We start from the raw sequence: 24,026 nt of genomic DNA on the forward strand, positions 1-24,026 counted from the left end.
GTTCCCAGTGATGATCCCCGGTCGCGGGGATCAGGCAATCAGCTCCTGGATCGGATCCGCGCCTTCGACGCCGACGAGCTTCTGGTCGAGGCCACCGTAGAAGTAGGTGAGGTGGTTCGGGTCGAGGCCCATCTGCTGGAGGACGGTGGCGTGGAGGTTCTTCACCTGCACGCGGTCCTTCACCGCTTCTCCACCGAGTTCGTCGGTCTCGCCAAAGCTGGTGCCGCCCTTGATGCCGCCGCCGGCCATCCAGGTGGTGAAGCCGTAGGCATTGTGATCGCGGCCGGTGCCCTCGGCGTATTCGGCAGTCGGCTGGCGGCCGAATTCGCCGCCCCAGATGACGAGTGTTTCATCGAGCAGGCCGCGCTGCTTGAGATCCTGGAGCAGGCCGGCGATCGGCTTGTCGGTATTGCCAGCGTGATACTCGTGGTTCTTCACGAGGTCGCCGTGGGCATCCCAGTTGTCGTCATTGTGCGCGCCGCCGGAATAGATCTGGATGAAGCGGGTGCCACGCTCGACCAGGCGGCGGGCGAGGATGCACTTGCGCGCGAAGTCATCCGTGCGGCTGCCGTCCATGCCATAGAGCTTCTTGATGTGCTCCGGCTCGCTGTCCACGTCGATGGCCTCGGGCGCGGTGGCCTGCATGCGGAAGGCGAGCTCATACGACGCGATGCGTGCGGCCAGGTCGCTGTTGTGCTCGCGGCCCTTCATGTGGCCCTGGTTGATGTCGCCGAGGAAATCGAGCATCGAGCGCTGCTGCACGCGATCCATCCCGGGGCGATTCTGCAAATTCAGGATCGGGTTTCCCTGCGACCGGAAGACGACGCCCTGATAGCTGGCGGGCATGTAACCGCTGCTCCAGTTCTTCGCGCCCGAGATCGGGCCGCCCGTCTTGTCGAGCATCACCACGTAGCCGGGCAGGTTCTCGTTCAGCGAACCGAGACCGTAGTTGATCCACGAGCCAAGCGACGGCTTGCCCGTCAGCAGCGAGCCGCTGTTCATCATCAGCATTGCCGATCCGTGGATCGGAGAGTCCGCCGTCATCGAGTGGATGAAGGCGATGTCATCGACGCAGCCGCCGACATTCGGGAAGAGATCCGAGACCCACTTTCCGGACTCGCCATATTGGCGGAAATTCCACTTCGGTCCGACCACGCGGCCCTCGTTCTTCTTGCCGCCGCGGCCGAAGGTCTTGATCGGGATGCTCTTGCCATCCAGCGGGTACATCTTCGGCTTGTAGTCGAAGGTATCCATGTGGCTCGGGCCGCCATACATGAAGAGGAAGATCACCGCCTTCGCCTTCGCGGGGAGCTGCGGCTGCTTCGGCGCGAGCGGATTCTCGAATCCTATCTCGGACGCAAAAGCACCATCGCGAGAAAGCATGCCGGCGAGTGCGAGCGAGGTGAAGCCGCCACCGATCTGATGGAGGAACTCACGGCGATGGACACGTCCGCAGAAATTACCGGTAGGTGGGCGCAGGATCATGGCAGTGTGGGCAGGAGCTGAAGATTTGAAGACGACAGGCGGAAGGCTCCAAAAGCGATCGAAAGGAGCTGCTTGTCCGAAGGCTCCAGTCTGATGTCTGGAGTCTTCCGGTGTTTTGTCTTAATCCAGATAGAAGAATTCGTTGAAGCTGAAGACGGCGACCGCGAAGCGTTGCAAGGCGAGTTCGGGTGCGAGCTGGTTCTCGGTCTTGAGTTGATTGATGAAGGCGAGCGAGCGGATGACCTCGCTCTCGTCCGGCTGGCGGGAGACCACGAGCTCGAAGGCTCGCTTCACCTGCGCCTGCAGGTCACCGGCGTGCTCCTGTTCGAGACGCTTCGCCAAGGCGGTGGCCTTCTCGTGGATGAATTCGCTGTTCATCATCGCCAGCGCCTGGGTCGGCACCGTGGTGGTGAAACGCGTCGGACAGGTGGTATCCGTATCTGCGAGGTCGAAGTCCGTGAACATCGGCGGCTGCAGCGAGCGCTTGATCTTCACATACACGCTGCGGCGATTCGCTTGGTCCGGCGGGCTCACGCCCCACTTGCCGCCCTTCGTTGAAGAAGTGGCCAGCACCTCCTCCGGCATTGGGACGAAGACGCTCGGACCGCTCATCTCCAGATTCAGCTCGCCGGTGCTGAGCAAGATGGAGTCGCGCAATTCCTCCGCACCGAGGCGGCGCGGATTGAAGCGCCAGAAGAAGTCATTGGCCGGATCAACCGTGGCATCCTTCTCGTTCGAGGCGATGGAGAGCTTGTATGCCTTCGAGTTCAGCAGCAGGCGATGCATCGCCTTCACGCTCCAGCCCTTCGCGACGAATTCCGTGGCGAGCCAGTCGAGCAGCTCGGGATGGGTCGGCGCGGTGCCGAGGTAGCCGAAGTCATTCGGCGTCGGGCTCAGGCCGCGATTGAAATGGTGCTGCCAGATGCGGTTCACCATCACCCGTGCAGTACGCGGATTATCCGGCTGCGTCATCCACTTCGCGAGGGCGAGGCGACGGCCGCTGCTCTTCGCATCGGCGGCCGGAGGAAGCACCGGAGCAGGTGCACCACCCCAGATTGCGGGGAAGCCCGGCTGCACCTCATCCCCCTCCGCATGGGCGCTGCCACGCAGGTGGATGTGCGTCGGAGGAGGCACAGGGCCGACTTCCGTGATCACCATCGCCTCGATGCCCGGCGACTTCTTCTGCTGCTCGATCTCCTCCAACCGGGCCTGGCCGCGGCGGTAGGTCTCGCGATCCTTCCGGGCCACCGCGCGATATTGGCGATTCAGCACCAAGTCCGACGGCGTGACGGCATCGACTTCCAGACCGAGGTCGAAGAACTGCCCACCGGCAGTCTGGCGGACGTGGACGGAAAGGACGTTCCGACCGGTCTGCAGCGCGGCCATGAACTCACGCGGTGCCTTGATCTGCTCGTACTCCGCCACGTGGTGCTCGCGCTGGAGCACGGGCTGGCCATTCAGGTAGATCTCGATGTCCTCGTCGTGATAGAGGTGCAGCAGCACCGACTTCGGCACGGCCTCGAGGCCGAATGTGGTCTGGAGCCAGATGTCCGAGCCCGTCCACACGGTGCGAGCCTGCACGCCGGGAGCCGCGGTGCCGAAGCCCGCAGGACCCTGCTGCCAATTCGCATTCTCTGCGCGGAAGCCCACCGACGACCAATCCTCCGCCGGCTTCTGCGTGGTGTAATGCCACGTCGTCGGACGCGTGCGGGCATCGGTGACGAGCCAGCGGTCCGTCGTGGCGATATTGCTCACCCGCGCGGCAATCTCCGGACGGGTGCGATTCACATTGTTCAGGGCACCCTGCTCGGTGCGCGCCATCCAGTCGCGAATGCGCTTTTCCTCGGCGCGGAATTCCGCGAGCTGCTCGCCGCGGTTCTCGGCCAACTCGGGCGATTGGATGAACTGCGTCTGCTTGCCCCCCTTCCCCATCGGCTCGGTGCCGCGAAAGAAGGAGACGAACTTGAAATAGTCGGACTGCGGGATCGGGTCGCCTTTGTGATCGTGGCAACGCGCACACCCGGCGGTCATCGCGAGGAAGCCCTCGGTCACGGTGCGGACATTGTCGTCCATCACGTCGTAGAAGTGCTGCTTGCGGTCGGCGGGCTCGTCGTCCCAAGCCATCAGCCGCAGCATGCCGGTGGCGACCTGCGAATCCGCGGTCTTGTCCGGAAGCTCGTCGCCTGCGATCTGCTCGGCCACGAAACGGTCGTACGGCTTGTCGCTATTGAAGCTGCGGATGACGTAGTCGCGGTAGCGCCAGACGAAGGGCTTCTCATTGTCACGCTCGAAGCCATTCGACTCGGCGTAGCGCACGATATCCAGCCAATGGCGCGCCCACTTCTCCCCATACTGCGGGGCGGCGAGCAGGCGGTCCACCTGCTTGCTCCACGCGTCCGGGGAGGTATCCGCCTCGAAAGACCGGATCTCCTCCAGCGACGGCGGCAGGCCGGTCAGGTCGTACGAGAGACGTCGTAGCAAGGCGGCCTTCGACGCCTCGCCCACCGGTTGCAGGCCCTTCTCGTCCAGCTTCGCGCGGATGAAGGCGTCCACCGGATTCTCCGACCACGCGGGGTCGGAGACCTTCGGCGGCTCGTGGCGCTCCATCGGCTTGTAGGACCAGTGGGCCTTGGTCTTTTCATTCACCTCGGTCACCCCGGCCAGCGGATCGTGGATCTCCACCATGACGTCGGCATCCTCCGGCGTCCATGGCGCGCCCATCTCCAGCCAGCGGGTGATCTTCGCCAGATCCTCGTCCGGCAGCTTGCCGCGCGGCGGCATCTGCAGGTCCTCGTTCTTGTAGGAAATCGCCTCCAGCAGGGGGCTCTTCGCCGGGTCGGTCTCGTTGAATGACGGGCCGTGCGCGCCGCCCTTCATCAGACCCTTGCGGCTGATGAGTTGCAGCCCGCCACGGACGCGCGGGTGTCCCTTCTCATCGACGCCGCCGTGGCACTTGAAGCAATTCTGCTCCAGGATCGGCTTCACCTCGTTGCGAAAGAACTCCACGCCTTCCGTTTCCGCCGCACCCGAAGAGGTGGCGGCGAAACCCAGTGCGCCAAGACCGATGACCAGCGTGTTCCTCATGAAATTTGGGATAAGACAGCTCCGAAGCGGCCGGAAATTTCATCCGCGTGGGCTTTCACCACGGCTCCGAAGGTGTCGAGTTGGGTATCCGGGATGCGGGAAGATGGAGCGGTGATCCACAATGCGGCGATCACGCCACCGGTGGCTCCGCGGATGGCGGCACCGATGCAGGTCTGGCCTTCCATCTCTTCGGCGAGATCGAAGCCATAGCCGCGCTCGCCGACTTCCTTCAGATGGGCGAGGAAGGCATCGTGCGTGGTGATCGTGTTTGCCGTGAAGCGCGGGAGCTTCATCTTCATCACCCGCTGGGTGCGCTCTTCCTCCGGCATGGCCGCCAGCATCGCCTTGCCCGGGGCGGCGGTGTGCAGGCAGAAGCGCGTGCCGGGATCGACGGCGAACTTGAAGTGATGCGTGCCGAGCGCTTGGTCGAGGACCACGCCCTCCGTATCGATGATGGTGCCGAGCAGGGCGGTCTCGCCCGTCGCGTCGCGCAGGCGGCGCATCACATCGATGGATTTCTCGAAAAGATTCGCGTCCGTCACCGACATCGCGCCGAGCACCAGCAGGCGCGGGGTGAGCTTGTAGCGCTTGGTGCCCTCGACCTTTTCGAGGAAGCCGCGGTTCTCCAACGTGACCGCGATGCGGAAGGCGCTGTTCTTCGGGATCTTCAGTTCAACGCCCAAGTCGCTGACGTTGATCCCCTCGGGACGGGAACTCAGGAGTTCCAGCATCACGAGTGCACGGTCGAGATTTGGTACAATATAGCGCGCGCGAGGATTGTCGGCGCTGTTCTCCCAGTCAGATTCGTTTGTCATATCGAACACGGTGCGTGGCCCCTTACAAAGGGGATGCTCCGTGTCTTTCAGAATTTCGCGAAGAAATCTATCACAAACCCGCCCACTGGCGGCCCCATACAATCACGAAGGGCAGCGTGAAAAGGCTCACCACCGTTGTCGCGATCACCACCTGGACCGCCACGCCCGGCCTCCCGCCGTAAACCTTTGCCAGCATGATCGGCGTCATGGCAGATGGCATGGCAGCCTGCACGATGAGCACCTGCTTCAGCGCCACCGGGGCGGGAAGGAATTTCGCCGCCGCCAACAACAGCATCGGCAGCACCGCCAGACGCACCACCGTGCCGCCCAGCACCACCTTGGGCGAGAGCTTGTCAGCACCCACCAGATCGATGACCAGCGCGCCGGTGATAAGGATCGCCACCGGGAAAGCCCCGGCTCCGAGCCACGCCATCGCCTTCCGCACTGGCTCGCCCACCGGATGCCCGCCACCCGTGGCCAGATAGCCGTCGAGGCCCGAGCCGACCAGTACCAGGCCGAGCAGCACGGAGATCACCGGCCCATTCACCAGCTTCTTCCATGGGACATTCTTCTCTCCGGAGAGGATCATCACGCCCACCGACCAGATCGCCAGCTCCACGCCGAGATTGTGGACGAAGAGCATCGCGATCGCCCCGGTGCCCGCCCACACCTGCTCCACCACGGGGATGGCAGTGTAGCCGAAATTCTGCACCCCGGTCGTCAGCGTGAAGGTCCGCTTGCCCGCGCCCTTCTGGAAATTCATCAGGCCCGCCAAGAACCACGCCCCGGCGAAACCGAGCACCGTGAGGCTGAAGCCGACCCCGATGCCCCACAGCACCGCCCCGCCGTCCCGGACGCTCGAACTGCCGAGGATCTTGTCCAGGATGAAGCAGGGGTAGAGGATGCCGAAGACGAGGCGGAAGACCGGCTCGTCCTGATCCTGCTTGAGGATCCGCAACTTCCGCAGCACTGCCCCCGCGATGATGATCAGATAGACCGGAAAGACCGCCGCGAGAACCGCCTGGGAAGTATCCACGGCGCGGAGCATTTCCAGCCCACCCCTCCCCCACAAGCCGGATTCCACACGGAATAGCTTAGGATTCGCAGTGAGGACCTTAGATGGGAGGACAACGAAACGAGCGAAATGGACGAAAGGAAGAAATGCGACGCACTGCGGCCGTCCCGGTCATGCCCCCCCCTTTGCATCCTCCTCCCTTGGCGACCTTGGCGTCTTGGCGGTGAATCCTCTCTTCACCACGCCTGCCCCGGGCTAACGGCCCGATTTTCCGATTCCCAAAGCGCGGCACGCTAGCCAAGCTCCCGCTCCATGACCCTGCCGCGCCTGCTTGCGATCGTCCTGCTCACCCTCTGCCCGGGCCTCGTCGCCCACGCCGGCGGGAAGAAAGGCGAGAACGCCGGTATCTCCTTCCACATGCAGGGAGATCCTTCGGACAACCCGAAGATGATCTTCGAGCAGTTCAATCACGGGAAAAACATGGTCTTCCGGCGAAATCCCGAGTTCATGACCAAGGACATTGCCGCCTTCAAGCCCTTCCCCTCCGAGGATGGACAGGGCTTCGGCGTGGTGCTCCAGCTCAAGCCCAACGCACGCAACCGCCTCGTCGCGGTGACCAATGCCAACGTCAACCGCTGGATGCTGGCCGTGGTGAATGGCCGCCGGGTCGATGCCGTGATGATCGACAAGCAGGTGGACGACGGCCACCTCGTGATCTGGAAGGGCATCGGCGCTGCCGAGATCGACGCTTTCGACACCCAGGTTCCCCGCATCGGTGAAGCCAAGCCACGCCGCTGATTCCCATCCCGACATGCTCCGCTCCCTCGCTCTCGCCCTCGCCTCCCTCCTCACGCCCCTCTCCGCGCTGGAACTCCAGCTTCCGACGGAGAATCACCACCTCTTCACCGGCGAGCCGGAGAAGTTCTACATGTACGTGGACCGCATCTTCGAGGGCGAGACCTCGAAGCCATGGGAGGGCGGTGCCTACGGCTACGTCCGCACGCCGCTGCGCATCGGCAAGGACGTGGTGCTGACGAAGTTCCACGAGGGCATCGACATCAAGCCGGACAAGCGTGACAAGGCAGGCAACCCGCTCGACCTCATCATGGCCGTCTCGGACGGCATCGTGGTCCACGCCAGCGACGTCGCCGGGCGCTCGAACTACGGGAAATACATCGTGGTGGAGCACAACTACGGCGGCGATGCCTTCTACAGCCTCTACGCCCACCTCGCGAAGGTGACCGTGAAAGCGGGCGACCCCGTGAAGATGGGCTCCGTGCTCGGCCAGATGGGCTACACGGGCGATGGCTTCTACGGCAGCAACGTGCGCGCCCACCTGCACCTGGAAATGTGCCTGAAGATGAGCGATCACTTCGATGGCTGGCACAAGGCATTCTCGGGCGGCCTGAATCACCACGGGAACTACAGCGGCCTGAATCTCGCCGGCATGGACGTGGCCACGCTCTATCTGGAGCACAAGAAGAACCCGGCCCTGCGCATCCAGGACTTCGTCCTGAACAGCCCCGCCTACTTCAAGCTGACCATCCCGCGCGATGGCGAGTGGGACTTCGCCCGCCGCCACCGCTGGATGGTGAAGGGCGACATCATGGAAGCCTCGCCATCGTGGGAGCTGTCCTTCACCGCCACCGGCCTCATCACCGGCATCGCGCCCAGCCAGCGGCCGGTCTCCGAGCCGGTCGTGACCGCCGTGCGGGACTCGCGAGTGAATCACCGCCACCTGACCCGCGGCCTCATCGATGGCCAGGGCGACAAGGCGGTGCTGACCCGCTCCGGCAAGCAGCTCCTGGCGTTGCTGACGGATGACTTCCCCATTCCCACACCCGCCACCTCGGTCACCCCGGCATCCAGTGCCGCGCCTGCGGGCGAGTGAGCGGGCGGAACTTCCGCGGATCGGCGAGGGTTGGCACTTGGCACTTCCGGCCGGGGTCTCTTAGCTCCCGGCATGGATTCCATCCTCGCCCGCATCGAAAGCCTCGGCCACACGCTCCCTGAAGTCCCCGTCCCCGTCGCTGCCTACGTCAACTGCGTCCGCAGCGGCAACCTGCTCTTCCTTTCCGGCGGCCTGCCCATCGACGGTGATCGCAAGGTGATCGGCAAGGTGCCCGGCGACGTCTCCATCGAGGAAGCTCAGGAAGGCGCCCGCATCATCATCCTGAACCGCCTCGCCGTGGTGAAGCAGGAGATCGGCTCGCTGGACAAGGTGAAGCAGATCGTCGCGCTGAATGGCTTCGTGAATTCCGCCCCGGACTTCTTCGGCCACCCGCAGGTGGTGAACGGAGCCAGCGAGCTGCTCATCGAGATCTTCGGCGAAAAGGGAAAACACTCCCGCACCGCGCTCGGTGCCGCCGCCCTGCCGCTGAACGTGGCAGTGGAGATCAACTTGATCGTGGAGGTCGAGTAATCGACGTCCCGGTCGATTGCCTCCGGCGGTTCCCCGTTGTCTCATGACCACGGACCGATGACTGCCTACGACTCGCACAACCACCTCCAGCGTTTCGCCGATCCCGCGAAGATCGTCGCGGAAATGCGGGACGCCGGGGTGGCCGGATGTGTCGTGAACGGGACGGGCGAGGACGACTGGGAAGCCGTCGCCCGCCTCGCCGATCAGTTTCCTGATTTCGTCTGGCCCGCGTTCGGCCTCCATCCGTGGAAAGCGCACCTCGCCTCGCCGAGGTGGCTTCCTCTTTTGGAGAGCTACCTCGATCGCTTTCCGGATGCGTCCGTCGGGGAATGCGGGCTAGACGGCTGGATCGCCGCGCCAGCGCTGGAGATCCAGCGGCCGGTCTTCCTCCGGCAAGTCGCCCTCGCCCGTGAGCGGAAATTGCCGGTGACCATCCACGCGCTGAAAGCTTGGGAGCCGCTGTTTGATGCGTTCAAGGACGAGCCTCCGCCACCTCGCTTCCTGCTGCACTCCTTCGGCGGATCAGCGGAACTCGTGAAGCGCCTCGCCGATCTCGGTGCGTGGTTTTCTTTTTCCGGCTACTTTCTTCAGCCTCGGAAGGTCAAGGTGGTGGAAGCCTTCAAGGCTGTGCCCCGTGACCGACTGCTGATCGAGACCGACGCCCCGGACATGATGCCACCGGAGGAATACATCAGCCATCCCTGCGACGAAGGAAATCATCCTGCCAACCTGCCGAGCATCGCCGCTGGCCTCGCGGAACGTCTGGAGATCCTGCTCGAAGAACTCGTCGCACAAACCGCGGAGAATCACCGGGCTTTCTTTGATCGCTCCGGGCACTGACCTGAGACGTGGCTGGCAGCCGACCGCGAAGCGCTAAATAACATGCCTCTTGCCTGAAAGCCGCACCATCAAGATAAGCGGAGCCGGGGGCGCTGGCTTTAGCCGGCTTGGATGGATCGGCGAAGCCAAGAAAAGAGCTGCACCTCATGGGGCGGACCGCTGGGAGCGCGTGCCACCGGCTCGCTTGGACGTGCGGGCGAAGTGACCTCAAAAGCTGATGCCACCTGAGACCATCGTGGTCCGCATCGCTCCGCGTGCGGTGCGCCGGTCCGGGAAGCTACCTATCAAAGCCCGATTTCACACCGTGCGCCAAGAGCCAGAGATCGAGGCCCGCCTGCAGAACTGCTTCGACCGCACGCGGAGCGATGCGGACCACGGTGGCACAGGGTCTCCGTCGGCATTGAAGGTGACCTCGGGGCGGCTGGCGGAGAGCGGATGATTGAGCGATCTGGAAGGGTTGCTTCGCCTACCTGCGAAGCCGGCTGAAGCCAGCGCTCCCGGCTCCGCCGATCCTTGTGCCCCCTGGGAGCGCGTGCCACTGGCGCGCTTGGCAGGTAGGCGCGCCTACGGAAAAAGCGGGCCTCATGGAGAGGCATCCGGGGAAGCATGCTTCACTGGTCGCTTCGCCTTCCATCCAAGCGAGCCGGTGGCACGCGCTCCCAGCGAAGCCGGAATCGCGAAAAGCTGCATCCACCCATACTTCGCCTACCTGCCAAGCCGGCTAAAGCCAGCACTCCCGGCTCCGCCGATCCTTGCGTCCCTTGCTACCCTCCCCCCAAAAAACACTCACCCGCCGCTGCCGCTTTCCCACCAGTCTTCCAACTCCTCGATGCGGATGGCTTCCGCGCCGAAGGTGGTGGCGGTGAGGATGACCATGTTGTCGTTGCTCGCCACACGGACGCGATCGCCCTTTTCCGAGAAGCGGGCGGCGAGGCGCTCCACCACGGCGTCGGCAGTCTCGCGGGCCTTCGAGTAGATGATGAGGATGCCCTCGTCATTCCCACCCTCGTAGCCGCGGTCGGTCTGGCGGCCGTCGAAGACCACGACCACCTTCCACTCGCCGCGGTCGCCCAGGTCGCGCAGGCGCTTCACCAGCTCGATGCGGGCGAGGTGGCGCTTCGGCCCGTGGTGCAGCTCGCGCAGGTCTTCCATGCCGAAGATCGCGCTGTGTCCGTCCACGATGAGGAGCTGCTCCATGCCGCGAAAGAAAGAGGGCCGGAAGCTTGTCGCAACCGGCCCTCGGAAAAAAATCAGGATCCCAGAGTCTTCACTCCTCGCTTTCCGGAGCCGCTTCGGCAGCCGGGGTCGTGGTCTCGGTCTCTTCTTCCACCTTCTTGGCAGCCTTCTTCGCAGGAGCCTTCTTGGCGGCCTTCTTCGCGGCAGGAGCCTTCTTGGCGGCCTTCTTGTCCTCGTCGTCAGCGGACTTCTTCGCGACGGCGGTCTTCTTCACGATACCGCCTGCCTTGGCCTGCTCATTCTTGCGCTTGAGGTAGAGCTTGCGGCGGCGGCGTTTGACGATGGTCTTGGTTTGCTGGCCCATGGTGTTGGTGGCGAGGGGTTTAATCCGCTGCCGGGACGCGTAGCAAGGGGAAATGCCCTCTTTTCTTCACCACCCGCCCCGCGCGGCACCGGATCAGGGGTGCCCGGGAGGCCGCCGCCAGAGGGGCTTCCGCATCGCAAACCGCTGGGACCGGTAGATGCCGGAGTGCCCGCTGGCGAGGAAGGCGAGGCCGCACACGAGCACGAGCGGCAGGGCGTGCCCGGGGCCGAAAAGCTCGATTCCCATGAGCGTGCAGGCCAGCGGCGTCTGGCTCGCCCCGGCAAAGACCGCCACCATCCCCAGCCCGGCGAAGAGCTCCGGTGGCGCCCCCAGCGCCCCGGCCAATGCATTACCAAGCGCGGCCCCGATGAAGAAGAGCGGCGTGACTTCCCCGCCCTTGAAGCCCGCGGATATGGTCACGACCGTGAAGGCCAGCTTCCACACCCACGCCGACGGATGGATCTCCGGCGAGGAAAAGAGCGACGTGAGCGTCACGGCCCCGGCATCCGGCGACCACACGCCGAGCCCGAGGAAATCCGCCCGCCCGGCGATGAGGAAGAGCACGATGACCGCCAGCCCGCCGATGGCAGGACGCCACACGGGCTGCGGGACCCAGCGGCGCAGCCGGGCAGAGAGCCCGTGGCAGAGCGTGGCAAAGCTCCACGCCACCAGACCGCAAGCGAGCGCCAGCAGCGCGATCTTCCCCAGCAGCAGCGCATCCAGATACCCCGCCGCGAGCGGGCCCGCCACGCCATCGATGTGATAGTGCGTGTGCCCTGCCCCCCATGCCCGGCAGACCAGATCCCCCACATAGGACGCCAGCAGGCACAGCGGCAGCGCACGCAGGCCGGGCCTGCCGACGACGGCCACCTCCACGGCGAAGACCGCCCCGGCGAGGGGCGTGCCAAAGACCGCCCCGAAGCCCGCCGCCACCCCGGCCATCAGCAGCATCCGCACGTGGCCCTTCGCCAGCAGGAATGGCCGAGCCACCGCGCTGGCGATGCTGCCGCCCATCTGCACCGCCGTGCCTTCACGCCCGGCAGATCCGCCAAAGAGATGCGTCACCAGCGTGCCCAGCAGCACCAGCGGGGCCATCCGGCGCGGCACGCCACCGCCGGGATCGTGGATGCGGTCGAGGATTAGATTGTTCCCCCCGTCGGATTCGCCGCCATGGCGATGGTAGAGCCACGCCACCGCCATCCCCGCCACGGGGAGCAGCCACAGCAGCCAGGGGTGATCGAAGCGGATCCGCGTGACCGCCTCCAGGTTCCACAGGAAGAACGCGCACGCCGAGCCCACCAGCACCGCCATCGCCACCGCCAGGGCGATGAGCCGCGCCCATGCCCACTTTGCCCGCAATTGGAGGAGGGCCGCCATCGTCTCGGGCAGGAGTGAAGCCGGGACACGACCGCGAAGCAAGGATAGGGCGGCGTGCCGGAGATCGGAGGACGGAGGGCAGATGTCGGAGATCGGAAACCGGAGATCCGAAATCAGAGGACGGAGACCAGTGGAGCTTTCACCCTGAAGGGGTGCAGGATAGTAGCCGGCAGCGTGAGCCGCCGGAACCGGTTGCCCGTCTTGTTAGAAGCGTCGGCAGTGGCGAGGAATGGGGTCGAGCTATCGTGATTTACCACGATGACCTCATGAACTAGAAGTTGATCACATCCCCGATGTCTCCAGATGCCCGGTATCTTTTCCCTCGATGATCTTCTCGCCGCTACGGAACGGGGAGAGCCCCTCAAATATCTCTTCTTCTGGGGGCATACTCCGCCCGCAGATGGCTCGGTCTCCAAGTCATGCTTCAGCCAATGGTTCCCTTCGCCCTTCACCGTGGATGGCATCTGCTACCCCACCGCCGAGCATTTCATGATGGCTGCCAAGGCCCGTTTGTTCGGCGACCGGGAGATCGAGGAGCGCGTCTTGAAGTCATCCCATCCGAAGCAAGCCAAGGAACTCGGTCGGAAAGTCCGCGGCTTTGACGAAGCGACGTGGACCCGCGAGCGATACCGTCTGGTGGTGGAGGGCAACCTCGGGAAATTTTCCCGGAATCCCCCGATGAAGGATTTCCTCCTGACCACCGGAGAGCGGGTCCTGGTCGAGGCCAGCCCCTATGACAAGATCTGGGGGATCGGCATGTCCGCAGATCATCGCGATGTGGAAAATCCGGTGGCATGGAACGGCCTGAACCTCCTTGGCTTCGCTCTCATGGAAGTCCGCTCCCGGCTCCGGGCCTGTTAGACCCCGATGCCAACGAAATGAACCAATCTTCCCCCACCCTCGCCATCGTCGATTTCGAGGCGACCTGCTGCGACCGGCTGAGCTTCCCACGCCACGAGATGGAGATCATCGAGATAGGCGCGGTGGCAGTGGATGCGGCCAGCGGCGATGTCGTGTCCGAGTTCGGCACGTTCATCCGTCCGGTCCGCCATCCGCAGCTCACGGACTTCTGCAAGGACCTCACCACCATCACGCAAGGAGACGTGGACATGGCACCCGCATTCCCGGATGCCCTGGCTGCATTCGCCGCGTGGATCGCACGATCCGGACTCCCCGTCTTTTGCTCGTGGGGCGACTACGACCGCAAGCAACTCGCCCAGGACTGCGACCATCACGGGCTCCCCTATCCCTTCTTAAACGGCCACCGCAACCTGAAGGCGGAGTTCTCCACGGCCATCGGCTCGCAGAAGCGCTTCGGTCTGGGACAAGCGCTCGGACGGCTCCGCCTGGAGTTCTCGGGCACGCCTCACCGGGGCATCGATGACGCGAGGAATATCGCCCGCGTTTACAAGGAAATTCTCATGCCGGGAGGGCGCAAAAACTCGTAGCGCATCTGCTCGTGAAATGGGTTGCCAGCCCCGGTTCGCAGCCTAGAGTCCCTCCCGACTGCTGTGTTCGTTACGCAAAGGTAGCGTGCCCGGACCGATGTATTAAAACGGGGAGAACTCACCGCATCCAGAATACGGGTCATGCCTTCTCAGGACGACCTACCAGGATCGGACCTCCCACTTGTTGAGCAACTGGAACGTGGCTCTCAGCTCCTAGGACGGCACAGCGGTTTTTCTTTTCCCGTCCGGATGGCACCACCCTGCCAGCCGGACCCTCCTCCATGTCATCAGACGCAGCCGCCGGATCCTCCGAACCGAAGCACTACCCGGTGCTGGATGGCATCCGCGGCCTGGCGATCCTGCTGGTGATGCTGAGCCACTTCCTGAAGGCCGGGCACGAGGTCACCACGGCCACCTGGTGGGGCCGCCTGTCGCTCGGCGGCTTCGTCGGCGTGGATCTCTTCTTCGTCCTCTCCGGCTTCCTCATCACGGGCATCCTGCTGAAGTCGCGGATGGATACGCCACGCGCCTTTGGCGTCTTCTACGCCCGGCGTGCGCTGCGGATCTTCCCGCTCTACTACACGGTGCTGGCGCTCGTCTTCCTGCTCTGCCCGGCGGGGCAGGACTCGCCGTGGTGGTACTTCCTCTTCCTCTCGAATATCGGCTCCACGGTGAAGGGCACGTGGCTGGACCACCCGGCGGGAGTGGATCTGGGGCACTTCTGGTCGCTGGCCGTGGAGGAGCAGTTCTACATGGTGTGGCCCTTCCTCGTGGCCTTCCTGCCCCGGCGGCACCTCGAGAAGGTCTGCCTCGCCTGCCTCGTCATCGCCCCGGCGGTGCACTACGCGCTGCACTACTCGGGGAATCCCATCGGCTCCTACATGTTCACCCCCACGCGGCTGAATACGCTGGCGGGCGGGGCATGGCTGGCCATCGTCTTCCAGGATCAGGACCAGGCGCGCTGGGCCGCCCTCAGCCGGTGGGCCGGGCGCGTGTGTCTCGCGGCCGGGGCCATCACCGTGGCCGGGCTCATCTTCCCGCAGCAGGTCTCGCTGGTGCCCTTTTCCCCCTTCCTCTGGGGCTCGCTGGTGGTGCTGGCGCTGGGGTCCCGCGGCGTGCTGGAGGGGGCGCTTTCCTCCCGTCCGCTGCTCACGCTGGGCAGGCTGAGCTACGGGCTCTACATCCTGCACTCGCTCTTCGACCCCTGGCTGAAGGGCACGCTGCATGACCGCTGGATCATGGGCGCGCTGGGCGGCCAGCCGCTGGTGGCGCTGGGTGTCTTCACGCTCGCCGCCTTCGCCCTCTCGCTGCTGGCGGCGCAGGCGAGCTGGCTCTTGTTAGAAAGACCCTGCCTCTCGCTGAAGCGCCACTTCCGCTACGCCTCCACGGACTCGAAGACGCCGCCGCCGAGCAATCTGCCACCCTCGTAGAAGGCGCAGATCTGCCCCGGGGCGATGGCCCGCTGGGGCGTCTGGAAGCGCAGCGTGACCCTGCCATCCTCGCGCGGCAGTATCTCCGCGCGCTCCGCCTTTGCCCGGTAGCGCGGCTGTGCCTCCAGCCAGCGCGGGCCGCCCTGCAGCAGCGGGCTGCCGATGGTGGAGACGCTGCCGATGATGCACTCGCGGGCGTAGAGGCCGGGCGTCTCCCCGAGATCCCAGCCGACCACCAGGCGATTCCGCCCGATGTCCTTTCCCACCACCACGTAGGCCATCCCCTCGCGCGGGGAGGCGACGCCGTGGCCCTTCCGCTGGCCCAGCGTGTAGAGGTGCAGGCCGCGATGCGTGCCCATGACCTTGCCCGTGGTGTCCACGATCTCCCCGGGCTTGTCCGGGATGTAGTGGCTGATGAAGTCGCTCATCTTGATCTCCCCGATGAAGCAGATCCCCTGGCTGTCCTTCTTCTCCGCCGTGGGCAGGCCGAAGCGCCGCGCCACCTCGCGCACCGCAGGCTTCAGCAGCTCGCCCGCAGGGAAGACGGCGCGGGCCGCCTGCTCCGTGGTCATGAGCGAGAGGAAATAGCTCTGGTCCTTGTTCGGATCCGCGCCGCGCAGGATGGCCGGGCTGCCATCGGACAGCGTGCGCTTCCTCGCGTAGTGCCCCGTGGCCACGCTCTCGAAGCCCTGCTCAAGCGCATAGTCGAGGAAGACGCCGAATTTCATCTCCCGGTTGCACCACACGTCCGGATTCGGCGTGATGCCGCTGCGGTAGCCTTCCACGAGGTAGTCGACGATGCGTTCCTTGTACTGGTCGATGAGGTCGATGACGCGGAACTCGATGCCCAGCGAGCGGGCCACGGCCAGCGCATCCTCCAGATCGCTCTCCCACGGGCAATCTCCCGGGATGCCCTCGGCATTCACCCAGTTTTTCATGAATGCCCCCGCGACCTCGTGCCCCTGCTCGATCAAGAGCGCCGCCGCGGCGGAGCTGTCCACCCCGCCGGAAAGTCCCACCAGCACCTTCGCCATGCCGGGAGTGGTAGGCGCGGAACGGGAAGTGCCAAGTGGGAAGTGAGAAGTTCCAACGGTGAGAAGCATGGATGAAAGCCGCCTCCCGCGGTGCCAGCCCCCTGGGAGCGCGTGCCACCGGCTCGCTTGGACGGTGGGCGAAGCACGGGATGAGCGTGCTTTTCCGGATGCCTCTCCATGAAGGCGGCTCTTTCCCTAGGTTCGCCTACCTGCCAAGCGGGCCAGTGGCCGCGCGCTCCCAGCGCTTTCGCTTCCAAAAATCGAGGGACGGAAAGCGAGACCCACCCGGGTTCACCCTCCGTCCCTCATCCCTCTTCTGTCGGAAGAATCGTTGGAAAGTATCGCTGCCTTGTTCTCCCCTGCCCTTACGCGTCGAGTCTCAGGGCGGCCTTCTGGGCGGCCGTCTTCGCCTCGCCCTTGCTTGCCATGTCGTCGGCATTGGTGAGGCGCATGCCCACCGGCTTCGACACGCCGAATTCCTCCATCGTCACGCCATACATCACATCGGCGCGTGCCATGGTGCGCTTCGAGTGGGTGACGATGATGAACTGGCTGTTGTCGATGAAGCGGTCCAGCACCTTGACGAAGCGGTTGATGTTCGACTCGTCGAGCGGAGCATCCAGCTCGTCCAGCACGCAGAAGGGGCTCGGCTTGATCATGTAGATCGAGAAGAGCAGCGCCACCGCGGTCATCGAGCGCTCGCCACCGGAGAGCAGCGAGATGCTCTGGAGCTTCTTGCCGGGCGGCTTTGCAATCACCTCGATGCCGGACTCGAGCGGGTCGTTCTCGTCCTGCAGCAATAGGTCGGCCTGGCCCTTCTCGCCGAAGAGCTCCTTGAACATGTCGCGGAAATTGATCTTCACCTGCGCGAAGGTCTCGGCGAAGCGGCGCTGGGTCTCCTCGTTGATCTTCTCGATCACCTCGATCAGATTCGCCTTCGAACTCACGAGGTCGTCGTAGTTCGAGCGCACCTCGTTGTAGCGCTCCTCGAGTTCTTCATACTCCTCGATGGCGTCCACGTTGACCGGGCCCATGCCGTCGAGGCGGCGCTTGAGGTCGCCGACGATGGCCTCGACGAATCCCCAGTCCGGCTCGCCGGTCATCTGCGGCGGCAGCTCCATCTCGTCGCTGTCCTTCGAGGCATCCACCACCACGATCGGCTGCTCTTCCTCCTCGCCGTCTTCATTCTCCACGAAGCTTTGGCGTCCGCCGCGCGACTGCTGCGCCTTTTGCGAGGCGATGCAGGAAAGCAGAGCGTGCGCGTCGGGCTCGAAGGTGGAGAGCTCCACCTGATGGCGCTCCAGAATGGAGGTGACGAGGCTTTCGAGGCGAAGCTCGATCTTCGTGATCGAGACCTCCTCGCGACCGCGTTGCTCGGAAGCTTTCGCAAGACGCTTCCGCACTTCGGAAAGCTCGGCTTCCGCGCGGTCGATCACTTCGAGAAGTTCATTGCGACGGCTCGCGCGGGACTCGATCTCCATGGCGAGGTCCTCGGCCTCGGCCTGGTGCGTCTCGACTTCTTCGGACAGCCGGGCGTTCTCCGCGGCGGCGGATTCGATGCGCTGGACAAAGGACTCGATCTCCGTCTCGCGGCGGATGGAAAGTTCGCGCAGCTCGCTCAGGCGTGCCTCCATCGGCTGCTGCTGGGCCTCGGCGGCGTGCTTCGCCTGGCGTTCCACGGCCAGAGAGGTCCGCAGTTCATTCAGCGCCTGCGCCAGCTCGGCCTCGTCGCGCTGGGAACCCTCGACCTGCGATTGCAGGCGGCGCTGGTCTTCCTCGTGGCCTTCCAGACGCTCGCGCGCCATGGCCAGCTCGCTCTCCAATCCGCTGCGGCTGTCGTTCGCGGCCTGCTCGCGGCTGTCGAGTTCGCCGCGTTCCCACTGCACGTTCTCGATCTTCGTCTGCACGCTCTCCACCTCGCGCGAGGCGAGCGTGAGCTGTCCCTGCAGCGTGGAAAGCTCCACCTTGTGGCGCTGGATGCGCTCGCGGCAGACTTCCATTTCCTCCTGAAGCCGGCCCAGCGAGCCCTCCAGATCCGTGACGCGCTGGCGGGCCGCTTCCTCGGCCTGCACCAGCCCGGCGACTTCTGTCTCCAAGTCGCGCACTTCATTCTGAAGCTCCAGCACGGAGACATTCCCCTCGCCCGCGTCGCCGCCGTGAATCACGCCCTCGGCACCGATCAGCTCGCCGGCCTGCGTGACCATCGTCACATCGGCGAGCGACGAGCGCAGGCGCATCGCGGTCGCGTAATTCGGCACGATGAGCACCTTCTCAAGGAGCTTTTCAATCACGCGGGACACGCGCGGGTCGGACTTCACCTTGTCGAGCGCCCAGCCGACCGCGCCCTCGGGCACGGCTTCCATCTGGGTGCTGACCGAGTGACCGACGAAGGTCTCCGGCAAGATGGCGGCCACGCCGAGCCGCTTCTCGGTGAGGCGCGAGATAATCGCATCCGCGAGCTTCTCATCGGCCACCAAGACGGCCTGAAGGTGCTTGCCCAAGGCGGTCTCGATCGCACGGGCGCAAGAGCGGTCCGCCTCGATGAATCCGGCGAGCACGCCATGGATGCCGGGCTTGAAGCGCTCCGCATCGTCAAGGCCATCGAGCACCTTCCGCGTGCCCTTTTGGAAACCTTCGCCGCTCGCCACGAGCTGTCGCACCACTTTCAGACGTGAGTCGCGCTGGGCGAGGATCTTGTTTGCCTCGGTCGCCGCGGTGCGCGAGGCGTCGAGGTCTCCGCGGGTGTGCTGATAGGTGCGCTCGGCCTTTTGGAAAGCCTCCTCTAGCTCGCCGGTGCGTGCGGAGTGTTCCTCCAGCTCCACCACGATGCGGTTGCGCTGCTCGTTCGCCTCCTCGGCCTCGAGGTTCAGGCGTTGCTCCTCATCCGCCAGCATGCGGGCGCGCTCGCGGCTGGTCTCAAGCTGCGCGAGCGAGCTTTCGATGCGGGCCTGCGTGGATGCGATGATCGTCTGGGCGCGGTTTGCCTCGGCACGGGCCTCGCGGAGCTGCGCCTCGATCTGCTCGCGATCGCCACGGGCCATCATCGTGCGCTCCTCCTGATCGCCGAGCTGGATCTCCTGCTCGGCGATGCGGCGGGCGAGCTGCTCCAGCGTTTCATTCGCCGCCACGACGTCGAATTCCTGCTGGGCGAGCTTCTCGCGGGTCGTCTCGATTTCCTCGCGGTTCTGGAAAATGCGGCTCTCCAGCTCGGCCTTGCGCTCTTCGTTGAAGGCGACGCGGCCTTGCGCGGCCGAGAGGGCGTTGCGGTGCGAGTTGAGCTGCTGGCGGAGGTCGGCGAGTTCTCCTTCGAAATTGCGGGCATTCAGCCGGGCGTCGGCCACGGCCTCCTCCTTCGGGGCCATCTGGCGCTCGAGCTCGAATTCCTGCACCTCCAGCGAGCGGATCGAGGTCTTCAGCTCGTCGCGCTCGGCGGACATCTCCACGAAGCGCTTGTGGCCCAGGTGGGTGTCCAGGATGCGCACGTCGCCGGCGAGAGCCTGGTAGCGGCGGGCCTTGGCGACCTGGCGCTTCAGCGAGTTCATGCGGCGCTCCTGCTCGGCCAGCACGTCGGACACGCGCAGCAGGTTGGCCTCGGTGAATTCCAGCTTCCGCAGCGCCTCCTTCTTCTCGCGCTTGTACTTCGTGATGCCCGCGGCTTCCTCGAAGACCATGCGGCGCTCTTCCGGCTTCGACGAGAGGATCTGGTCGATCTGGCCCTGCGCCATGATCGAGTAGGCCGTCCGCCCGATGCCCGTGTCCATGAGCAGGTCATGGATGTCCTTCAGGCGGCAGAGCGTGCCATTGATGCGGTACTCCGACTTGCCGTCGCGGAAGACGCGGCGGGTCAGCGAGACCTCGTTGTAGTCCACCTTCAGCGCCTCCTCGCAGTCCGCCATGGTCAGCGTCACCTCGGCCATGCCCAGCGGCTTGCGGCGCTCGGTGCCATTGAAGATGACGTCGGCCATTTCACCGCCGCGCAGGGCCTTCGCCGATGTTTCCCCCAGCACCCAGCGGATGGCGTCCACCACGTTCGACTTCCCGCAGCCATTCGGGCCGACGATGCCGGTCACGCCCTTGTGGAACTCGATCTTCGTCTTGTCCGCGAAGGACTTGAAGCCGTGGATGTCGAGGGACTTTAAATACATGCGACAGAAGCGGGTTGGAGGTTCAGCCCGGGAGGGATTCCGGACATCGGCCAGCGTATCCGGGAAATCCCCGCGGGAAAGCACCCGGTCCGATTTGCTCTACATATTGTGGTTCGTATAAATTTTATACACCACCTGTTGAGTTTTGTGAACTTTAAGGTTTCTTTATAAATTTGCGTTCGGTGCAATTTCCGCCGGAACCAAGGCGGGGCAATCTAACGTGTCATCCGGTCCTGCTACGCGGCCCGAGTCACAATCGAGGCTTGAGTTGTCTGACAACCTGTCGCTTAATTTCGGCCCGCAAGTATGTCCACCGCAGTGCTCTCCGAATTCCTGACCGTCTCCCGCGCAGCCCACGACAGCCTGGTCGAGGCCGCCTACCGCTCCCGTGGATTCACCGCCGACGAGGCGGCCGAGGGCGCGAAGCTGGCAGCGGAAGCGGCCCGCCACGGCATCCGCACGCACCACGCGCTGAAGGCGCTGCACCTCGACCACCTCTTCGGCAGCGCCACCGGCGGCTGTGTCCCGGGAGCGGAGATCGAGGTCGTCCCATCTCGCTTCGCCGGATCCGAGACGTGGAATGCCCACCGCAAACTGGGCCAAAGCGTCGCCTACCGGGCGATCGAGCGCTGCATCGAGCTGGCCGACCAGTATGGCATCGGCCAGGTGAGCGTGGACAATGCCTTCCACTACCTGTGGGGTGGCGGCTATGTGATGGAGGCCGCCGAGCGCGGCTACATCGCCTACACGAACTGCACCTCCACCCTCGCGGAAGTCGTTCCTTTTGGCGGAAAATTCCCTACCCTCGGCACGAATCCCCACTCGTGGGGCTTCCCCACCACGGATGCGCTCGGCTTCCCGATCGTGAGCGACTGGGCCACCTCCACCGTGGCCATGGGCCGCGTGCAGGCGCTCAAGCGCGAGGGTAAGTCCCTGCCTCCCGGCGCCGCCGTGGACAAGGATGGCAAGCCGACCACCGACCCGAACGAGGTCGCGGCCCTGCTCCCTTTCGGCGCGCACAAGGGTTACGCCATGTGCCTCATCAATGAGATCTACGGCGGAATGATCGGCGGCTCGCTGCCGACCATCCGCGGCCGCAAGGCGCAGGCACCGGCGGGCGAAAAGACCACCGCTGCATTCTATTTCCAAGTGATCCACCCGGACGCGATTTCCGGCGGCGACTTCGCCAAGGGCCGCGACCAGATGGAGAACCTCAAGGCGGTGCTGAAAGATGTCTTCGGCCACGGCAACGAGGGCTGCATCCTGCCGGGTCAATTCGAGGCCGAGGCCCGCAAGAAGTCCGACGCCGCCGGTGGCCTGCACTTCACCGCTGCCGAGCTGATGGAATTCAACCAACTCGCTGCCGAACTCGGACTGAAAGAGCTGGAGCCCATCGACGCGGACGTCCTCTGAACGCGGACAGCCTCTGAAGAAAGTGGCTGGAGCATCCTGCTCCAGTCCGTTGAAGGGGCGTCCCGCCCCTTCTCTGCTTTCAAGTCCACCGATCCCAGGCAGTCCGGCGCAGCCGCTCTGCCACGGGTCCGGTCGGAATCAAGCGACCGTCGATGGCGGATACCGGCACCACGCCGCGGATCGCCGATGAGAGAAAAACCTCGTCCGCCGACGTGATGTCTTCCGCCGTGAGATCCGCCTCCCGCACCGGGATCTGGCAGATCACGCGCTCGCGCATCGTGCCCGGCAGACATCCCGAGGAAAGCGGCGGCGTGAGAGCCACCCCGTCCTTCACCACGAAGACATTCATCGTGGCCGACTCGCAGAGATCTCCGCGGGTATTGTAAAAAAGCGGCTCGTCCGCCCCGGCACGGCGGGCGGCATCGAGCGCGAACAGATTCTCGGCATACGAGGCGCACTTCAGTCCGGCCAGCGGCGAGCGCTCGTTCCGGGGAAAGGTAGCCGTGACCAGCGAGAGGCTTTCCGGCGGTACCGGGCTCGCGAAGGCCGTGATCCAAGCCAGCGCTCCGACGCCCCGGGCCAGATCCCGCAGGTCCCCCGCCCCGGCGGTGATCGCGATGCGGACCCGCGCTCGCGTACCCTCCTGTGCCAGCCCGCAACGGTCCAGCAAGCCTGGGATTGCCAGCGCGATTTCACCGGCATCCACCTCCCATCCCAATCTTGCCGCCCCCGCATTCAGCCGGGCCAGATGCAGGTCCAGCGCCAGCGGCGAGCCGCCGATGGCCAGCACCGTCTCGAAGAGGCCCAGGCCATTCGTCAGCCCGCGATCCGTTGGGGAAACGGCCAGCGGGCCATCGAAGAAGTCGCCATTGCACCAGGTCCAGCTCACGGCGGCTAGACTGCGGCAAGGAGGCGGACGGCGGAAAGCCCGCATTGCACGGCGGGCGATCCGGCAGTCCAATGTGGCATTGAACTACCTCGCCCACCTGCTGCTCGCGGAAAACGATCCCCTCTCGCGGATCGGGAATCTGCTCGGGGACTTCGTGCCCGGGAGGCCCGAGAGCCTGACGGAAAAGTTTCCGCTGAAGGTGGTGCAGGGCATCGTCCGTCACCGGGCCATCGATCGCTTTTCCGACGAGCATCCAGCCACAACTGAGTTGAAATCCCTCGTCGCGCCGGAGAGGCGGCGCTTTGCCGGGGTGATCGTGGATCTCGTCCATGACCACTTTCTCACGCGGCACTGGGACGAGCACGGGCCACAGCCGCTGCGGGACTTCATCGACCGCTGCAATGGCGAACTCCTCGCCCACCGCGACGTGCTGCCACCCGACCTCGCGGACACGCTGGACGAGCGCATCGCCGACGACTGGCTCGGCCACCAAGGCACGGATGACGGGCTGGACGGGGTATTCCACCGCGTCTCACTCCGTCATCCCGGCTTCCGCCCGATCCGCGGGGCGATCGACGACCTGCGGCGGCACCGGGCGGCATTCGAGGCGGGCTTCCGCGCGTTCTTTCCTCTGCTCCGGACCTGGGTCCGCGATCAGGGGCCGGAGGCAAATGTCGTCATGGACCGCAGGTGAAGCAGCGTCTAGCGTCCCGCCGTGCGCATCCTGATCTTCACCGGCGGCATCCTGATCGCCCTCCTCGGCCTCGCGGTCTTCCAGCAGACGAAGGACCCGGTCCTGCTCCAGGGCGGACTCACCCTCGGCGGAGGCTTTGTGATATGTGGGATCTTTTCGCTCCGGTCAAAATGGCATGGCATCACCGGAGCCGGGGTGCTCGCCCTGCTGGGGGCAGCACGCTCCCTGCCAAAGCTCGGCTCGGAGCCGCAATGGTATTACGCGGGGGCGGCGGCCGTGTGCTGCGTCCTCATGATCACCGTGGTGCGCGCCCTACTCACGGAGCGGACGCGCCAGGCGGTGGAGAAACTGAAGACCGGCGAATGATATCTGGACGGGGTTAGAAACTTACCCGT

The 24,026-nt window shown here is 64.9% G+C and carries 21 protein-coding genes; 11 read left to right on the plus strand and 10 right to left on the minus strand.

What is annotated here, in order from left to right; all coding sequences use genetic code 11:
- Positions 1–30 precede the first annotated feature (30 nt).
- The 4 genes from OKA04_RS18005 to OKA04_RS18020 form a co-directional block, all read right to left on the minus strand.
- Positions 31–1,485: a DUF1501 domain-containing protein gene (locus OKA04_RS18005; protein ID WP_264502591.1), complete on the minus strand. Its 1,455-nt coding sequence runs from the start codon at positions 1,483–1,485 to the stop codon at positions 31–33.
- A 120-nt stretch (positions 1,486–1,605) separates the two neighbouring features.
- Complete coding sequence (locus OKA04_RS18010; protein WP_264502592.1) at positions 1,606–4,569, minus strand: PSD1 and planctomycete cytochrome C domain-containing protein; 2,964 nt, start codon at positions 4,567–4,569, stop codon at positions 1,606–1,608.
- Positions 4,566–5,384 (minus strand): IclR family transcriptional regulator, encoded by an 819-nt coding sequence (locus tag OKA04_RS18015; RefSeq protein WP_264502593.1) that lies wholly within the window; start codon positions 5,382–5,384, stop codon positions 4,566–4,568. The genes OKA04_RS18010 and OKA04_RS18015 overlap by 4 nt, the downstream gene beginning before the upstream one ends.
- Before the next feature lie 70 nt (positions 5,385–5,454).
- Positions 5,455–6,420, minus strand: a complete 966-nt coding sequence (locus OKA04_RS18020; protein WP_264502594.1) for an AEC family transporter — start codon at positions 6,418–6,420, stop codon at positions 5,455–5,457.
- Between the two features lie 291 nt (positions 6,421–6,711).
- Between OKA04_RS18020 and OKA04_RS18025 the strand changes: the two genes are divergently transcribed.
- From OKA04_RS18025 to OKA04_RS18045, 5 genes are all read left to right on the plus strand, one after another.
- Positions 6,712–7,197 (plus strand): hypothetical protein, encoded by a 486-nt coding sequence (locus OKA04_RS18025; protein WP_264502595.1) that lies wholly within the window; start codon positions 6,712–6,714, stop codon positions 7,195–7,197.
- Positions 7,198–7,210: 13 nt separating this feature from the next.
- A complete protein-coding gene (locus OKA04_RS18030) occupies positions 7,211–8,290 on the plus strand; it encodes a M23 family metallopeptidase (protein ID WP_264502596.1) in 1,080 nt (359 codons plus the stop codon).
- 72 nt (positions 8,291–8,362) lie between these two features.
- Positions 8,363–8,821, plus strand: a complete 459-nt coding sequence (locus OKA04_RS18035) for a RidA family protein (RefSeq protein ID WP_264502597.1) — start codon at positions 8,363–8,365, stop codon at positions 8,819–8,821.
- A 57-nt stretch (positions 8,822–8,878) separates the two neighbouring features.
- Positions 8,879–9,661, plus strand: coding sequence for a TatD family hydrolase (locus tag OKA04_RS18040; RefSeq protein ID WP_264502598.1), 783 nt, complete (start codon positions 8,879–8,881; stop codon positions 9,659–9,661).
- A 304-nt stretch (positions 9,662–9,965) separates the two neighbouring features.
- Positions 9,966–10,100, plus strand: coding sequence for a hypothetical protein (locus OKA04_RS18045; protein WP_264502599.1), 135 nt, complete (start codon positions 9,966–9,968; stop codon positions 10,098–10,100).
- A 347-nt stretch (positions 10,101–10,447) separates the two neighbouring features.
- On the opposite strand, the gene OKA04_RS18050 is transcribed toward OKA04_RS18045, so the two are convergent.
- The 3 genes from OKA04_RS18050 to OKA04_RS18060 all read right to left on the minus strand — a co-directional run bounded on the left by OKA04_RS18050 (position 10,448) and on the right by OKA04_RS18060 (position 12,578).
- Positions 10,448–10,858 (minus strand): NYN domain-containing protein, encoded by a 411-nt coding sequence (locus OKA04_RS18050; protein ID WP_264502600.1) that lies wholly within the window; start codon positions 10,856–10,858, stop codon positions 10,448–10,450.
- A 70-nt stretch (positions 10,859–10,928) separates the two neighbouring features.
- Complete coding sequence (locus OKA04_RS18055) at positions 10,929–11,201, minus strand: hypothetical protein (RefSeq protein ID WP_264502601.1); 273 nt, start codon at positions 11,199–11,201, stop codon at positions 10,929–10,931.
- Positions 11,202–11,294: 93 nt separating this feature from the next.
- Positions 11,295–12,578 carry a chloride channel protein gene (locus tag OKA04_RS18060; protein ID WP_264502602.1) on the minus strand — a complete coding sequence of 428 codons (1,284 nt, stop codon included), beginning with the start codon at positions 12,576–12,578 and terminating at the stop codon, positions 11,295–11,297.
- 303 nt (positions 12,579–12,881) lie between these two features.
- Between OKA04_RS18060 and ybiA the strand changes: the two genes are divergently transcribed.
- From ybiA to OKA04_RS18075, 3 genes are all read left to right on the plus strand, one after another.
- Positions 12,882–13,439, plus strand: a complete 558-nt coding sequence (gene ybiA, locus OKA04_RS18065; protein WP_264502603.1) for a riboflavin biosynthesis intermediates N-glycosidase — start codon at positions 12,882–12,884, stop codon at positions 13,437–13,439.
- A gap of 17 nt (positions 13,440–13,456) precedes the next feature.
- Positions 13,457–14,026 (plus strand): 3'-5' exonuclease, encoded by a 570-nt coding sequence (locus OKA04_RS18070; RefSeq protein WP_264502604.1) that lies wholly within the window; start codon positions 13,457–13,459, stop codon positions 14,024–14,026.
- 281 nt (positions 14,027–14,307) lie between these two features.
- On the plus strand, positions 14,308–15,456 hold the full coding sequence (locus OKA04_RS18075; protein ID WP_264502605.1) for an acyltransferase family protein: 1,149 nt from the start codon (positions 14,308–14,310) through the stop codon (positions 15,454–15,456).
- Here OKA04_RS18075 and mnmA read toward each other — a convergent pair.
- A complete protein-coding gene (gene mnmA / locus OKA04_RS18080) occupies positions 15,402–16,490 on the minus strand; it encodes a tRNA 2-thiouridine(34) synthase MnmA (RefSeq protein ID WP_343226906.1) in 1,089 nt (362 codons plus the stop codon). The two genes, OKA04_RS18075 and mnmA, sit on opposite strands and share 55 nt — an antisense overlap.
- A 365-nt stretch (positions 16,491–16,855) precedes the next feature.
- Positions 16,856–20,635 carry a chromosome segregation protein SMC gene (gene smc, locus OKA04_RS18085; protein WP_264502607.1) on the minus strand — a complete coding sequence of 1,260 codons (3,780 nt, stop codon included), beginning with the start codon at positions 20,633–20,635 and terminating at the stop codon, positions 16,856–16,858.
- A gap of 306 nt (positions 20,636–20,941) precedes the next feature.
- Between smc and OKA04_RS18090 the strand changes: the two genes are divergently transcribed.
- Positions 20,942–22,048: an Ldh family oxidoreductase gene (locus tag OKA04_RS18090; protein ID WP_264502608.1), complete on the plus strand. Its 1,107-nt coding sequence runs from the start codon at positions 20,942–20,944 to the stop codon at positions 22,046–22,048.
- Between the two features lie 79 nt (positions 22,049–22,127).
- Here OKA04_RS18090 and OKA04_RS18095 read toward each other — a convergent pair whose 3' ends face one another.
- Positions 22,128–22,937 carry an aminotransferase class IV gene (locus OKA04_RS18095; protein WP_264502609.1) on the minus strand — a complete coding sequence of 270 codons (810 nt, stop codon included), beginning with the start codon at positions 22,935–22,937 and terminating at the stop codon, positions 22,128–22,130.
- Between the two features lie 73 nt (positions 22,938–23,010).
- Between OKA04_RS18095 and OKA04_RS18100 the strand changes: the two genes are divergently transcribed.
- On the plus strand, positions 23,011–23,631 hold the full coding sequence (locus tag OKA04_RS18100; RefSeq protein WP_264502610.1) for an acyl carrier protein phosphodiesterase: 621 nt from the start codon (positions 23,011–23,013) through the stop codon (positions 23,629–23,631).
- 21 nt (positions 23,632–23,652) lie between these two features.
- The gene (locus tag OKA04_RS18105) at positions 23,653–23,997 is read left to right on the plus strand and encodes a hypothetical protein (RefSeq protein WP_264502611.1); all 345 of its coding nucleotides are present in this window, start codon (positions 23,653–23,655) and stop codon (positions 23,995–23,997) included.
- Positions 23,998–24,026: the final 29 nt, after the last annotated feature.

This window comes from Luteolibacter flavescens, assembly GCF_025950085.1.
Lineage (GTDB): Bacteria > Verrucomicrobiota > Verrucomicrobiia > Verrucomicrobiales > Akkermansiaceae > Haloferula > Haloferula flavescens.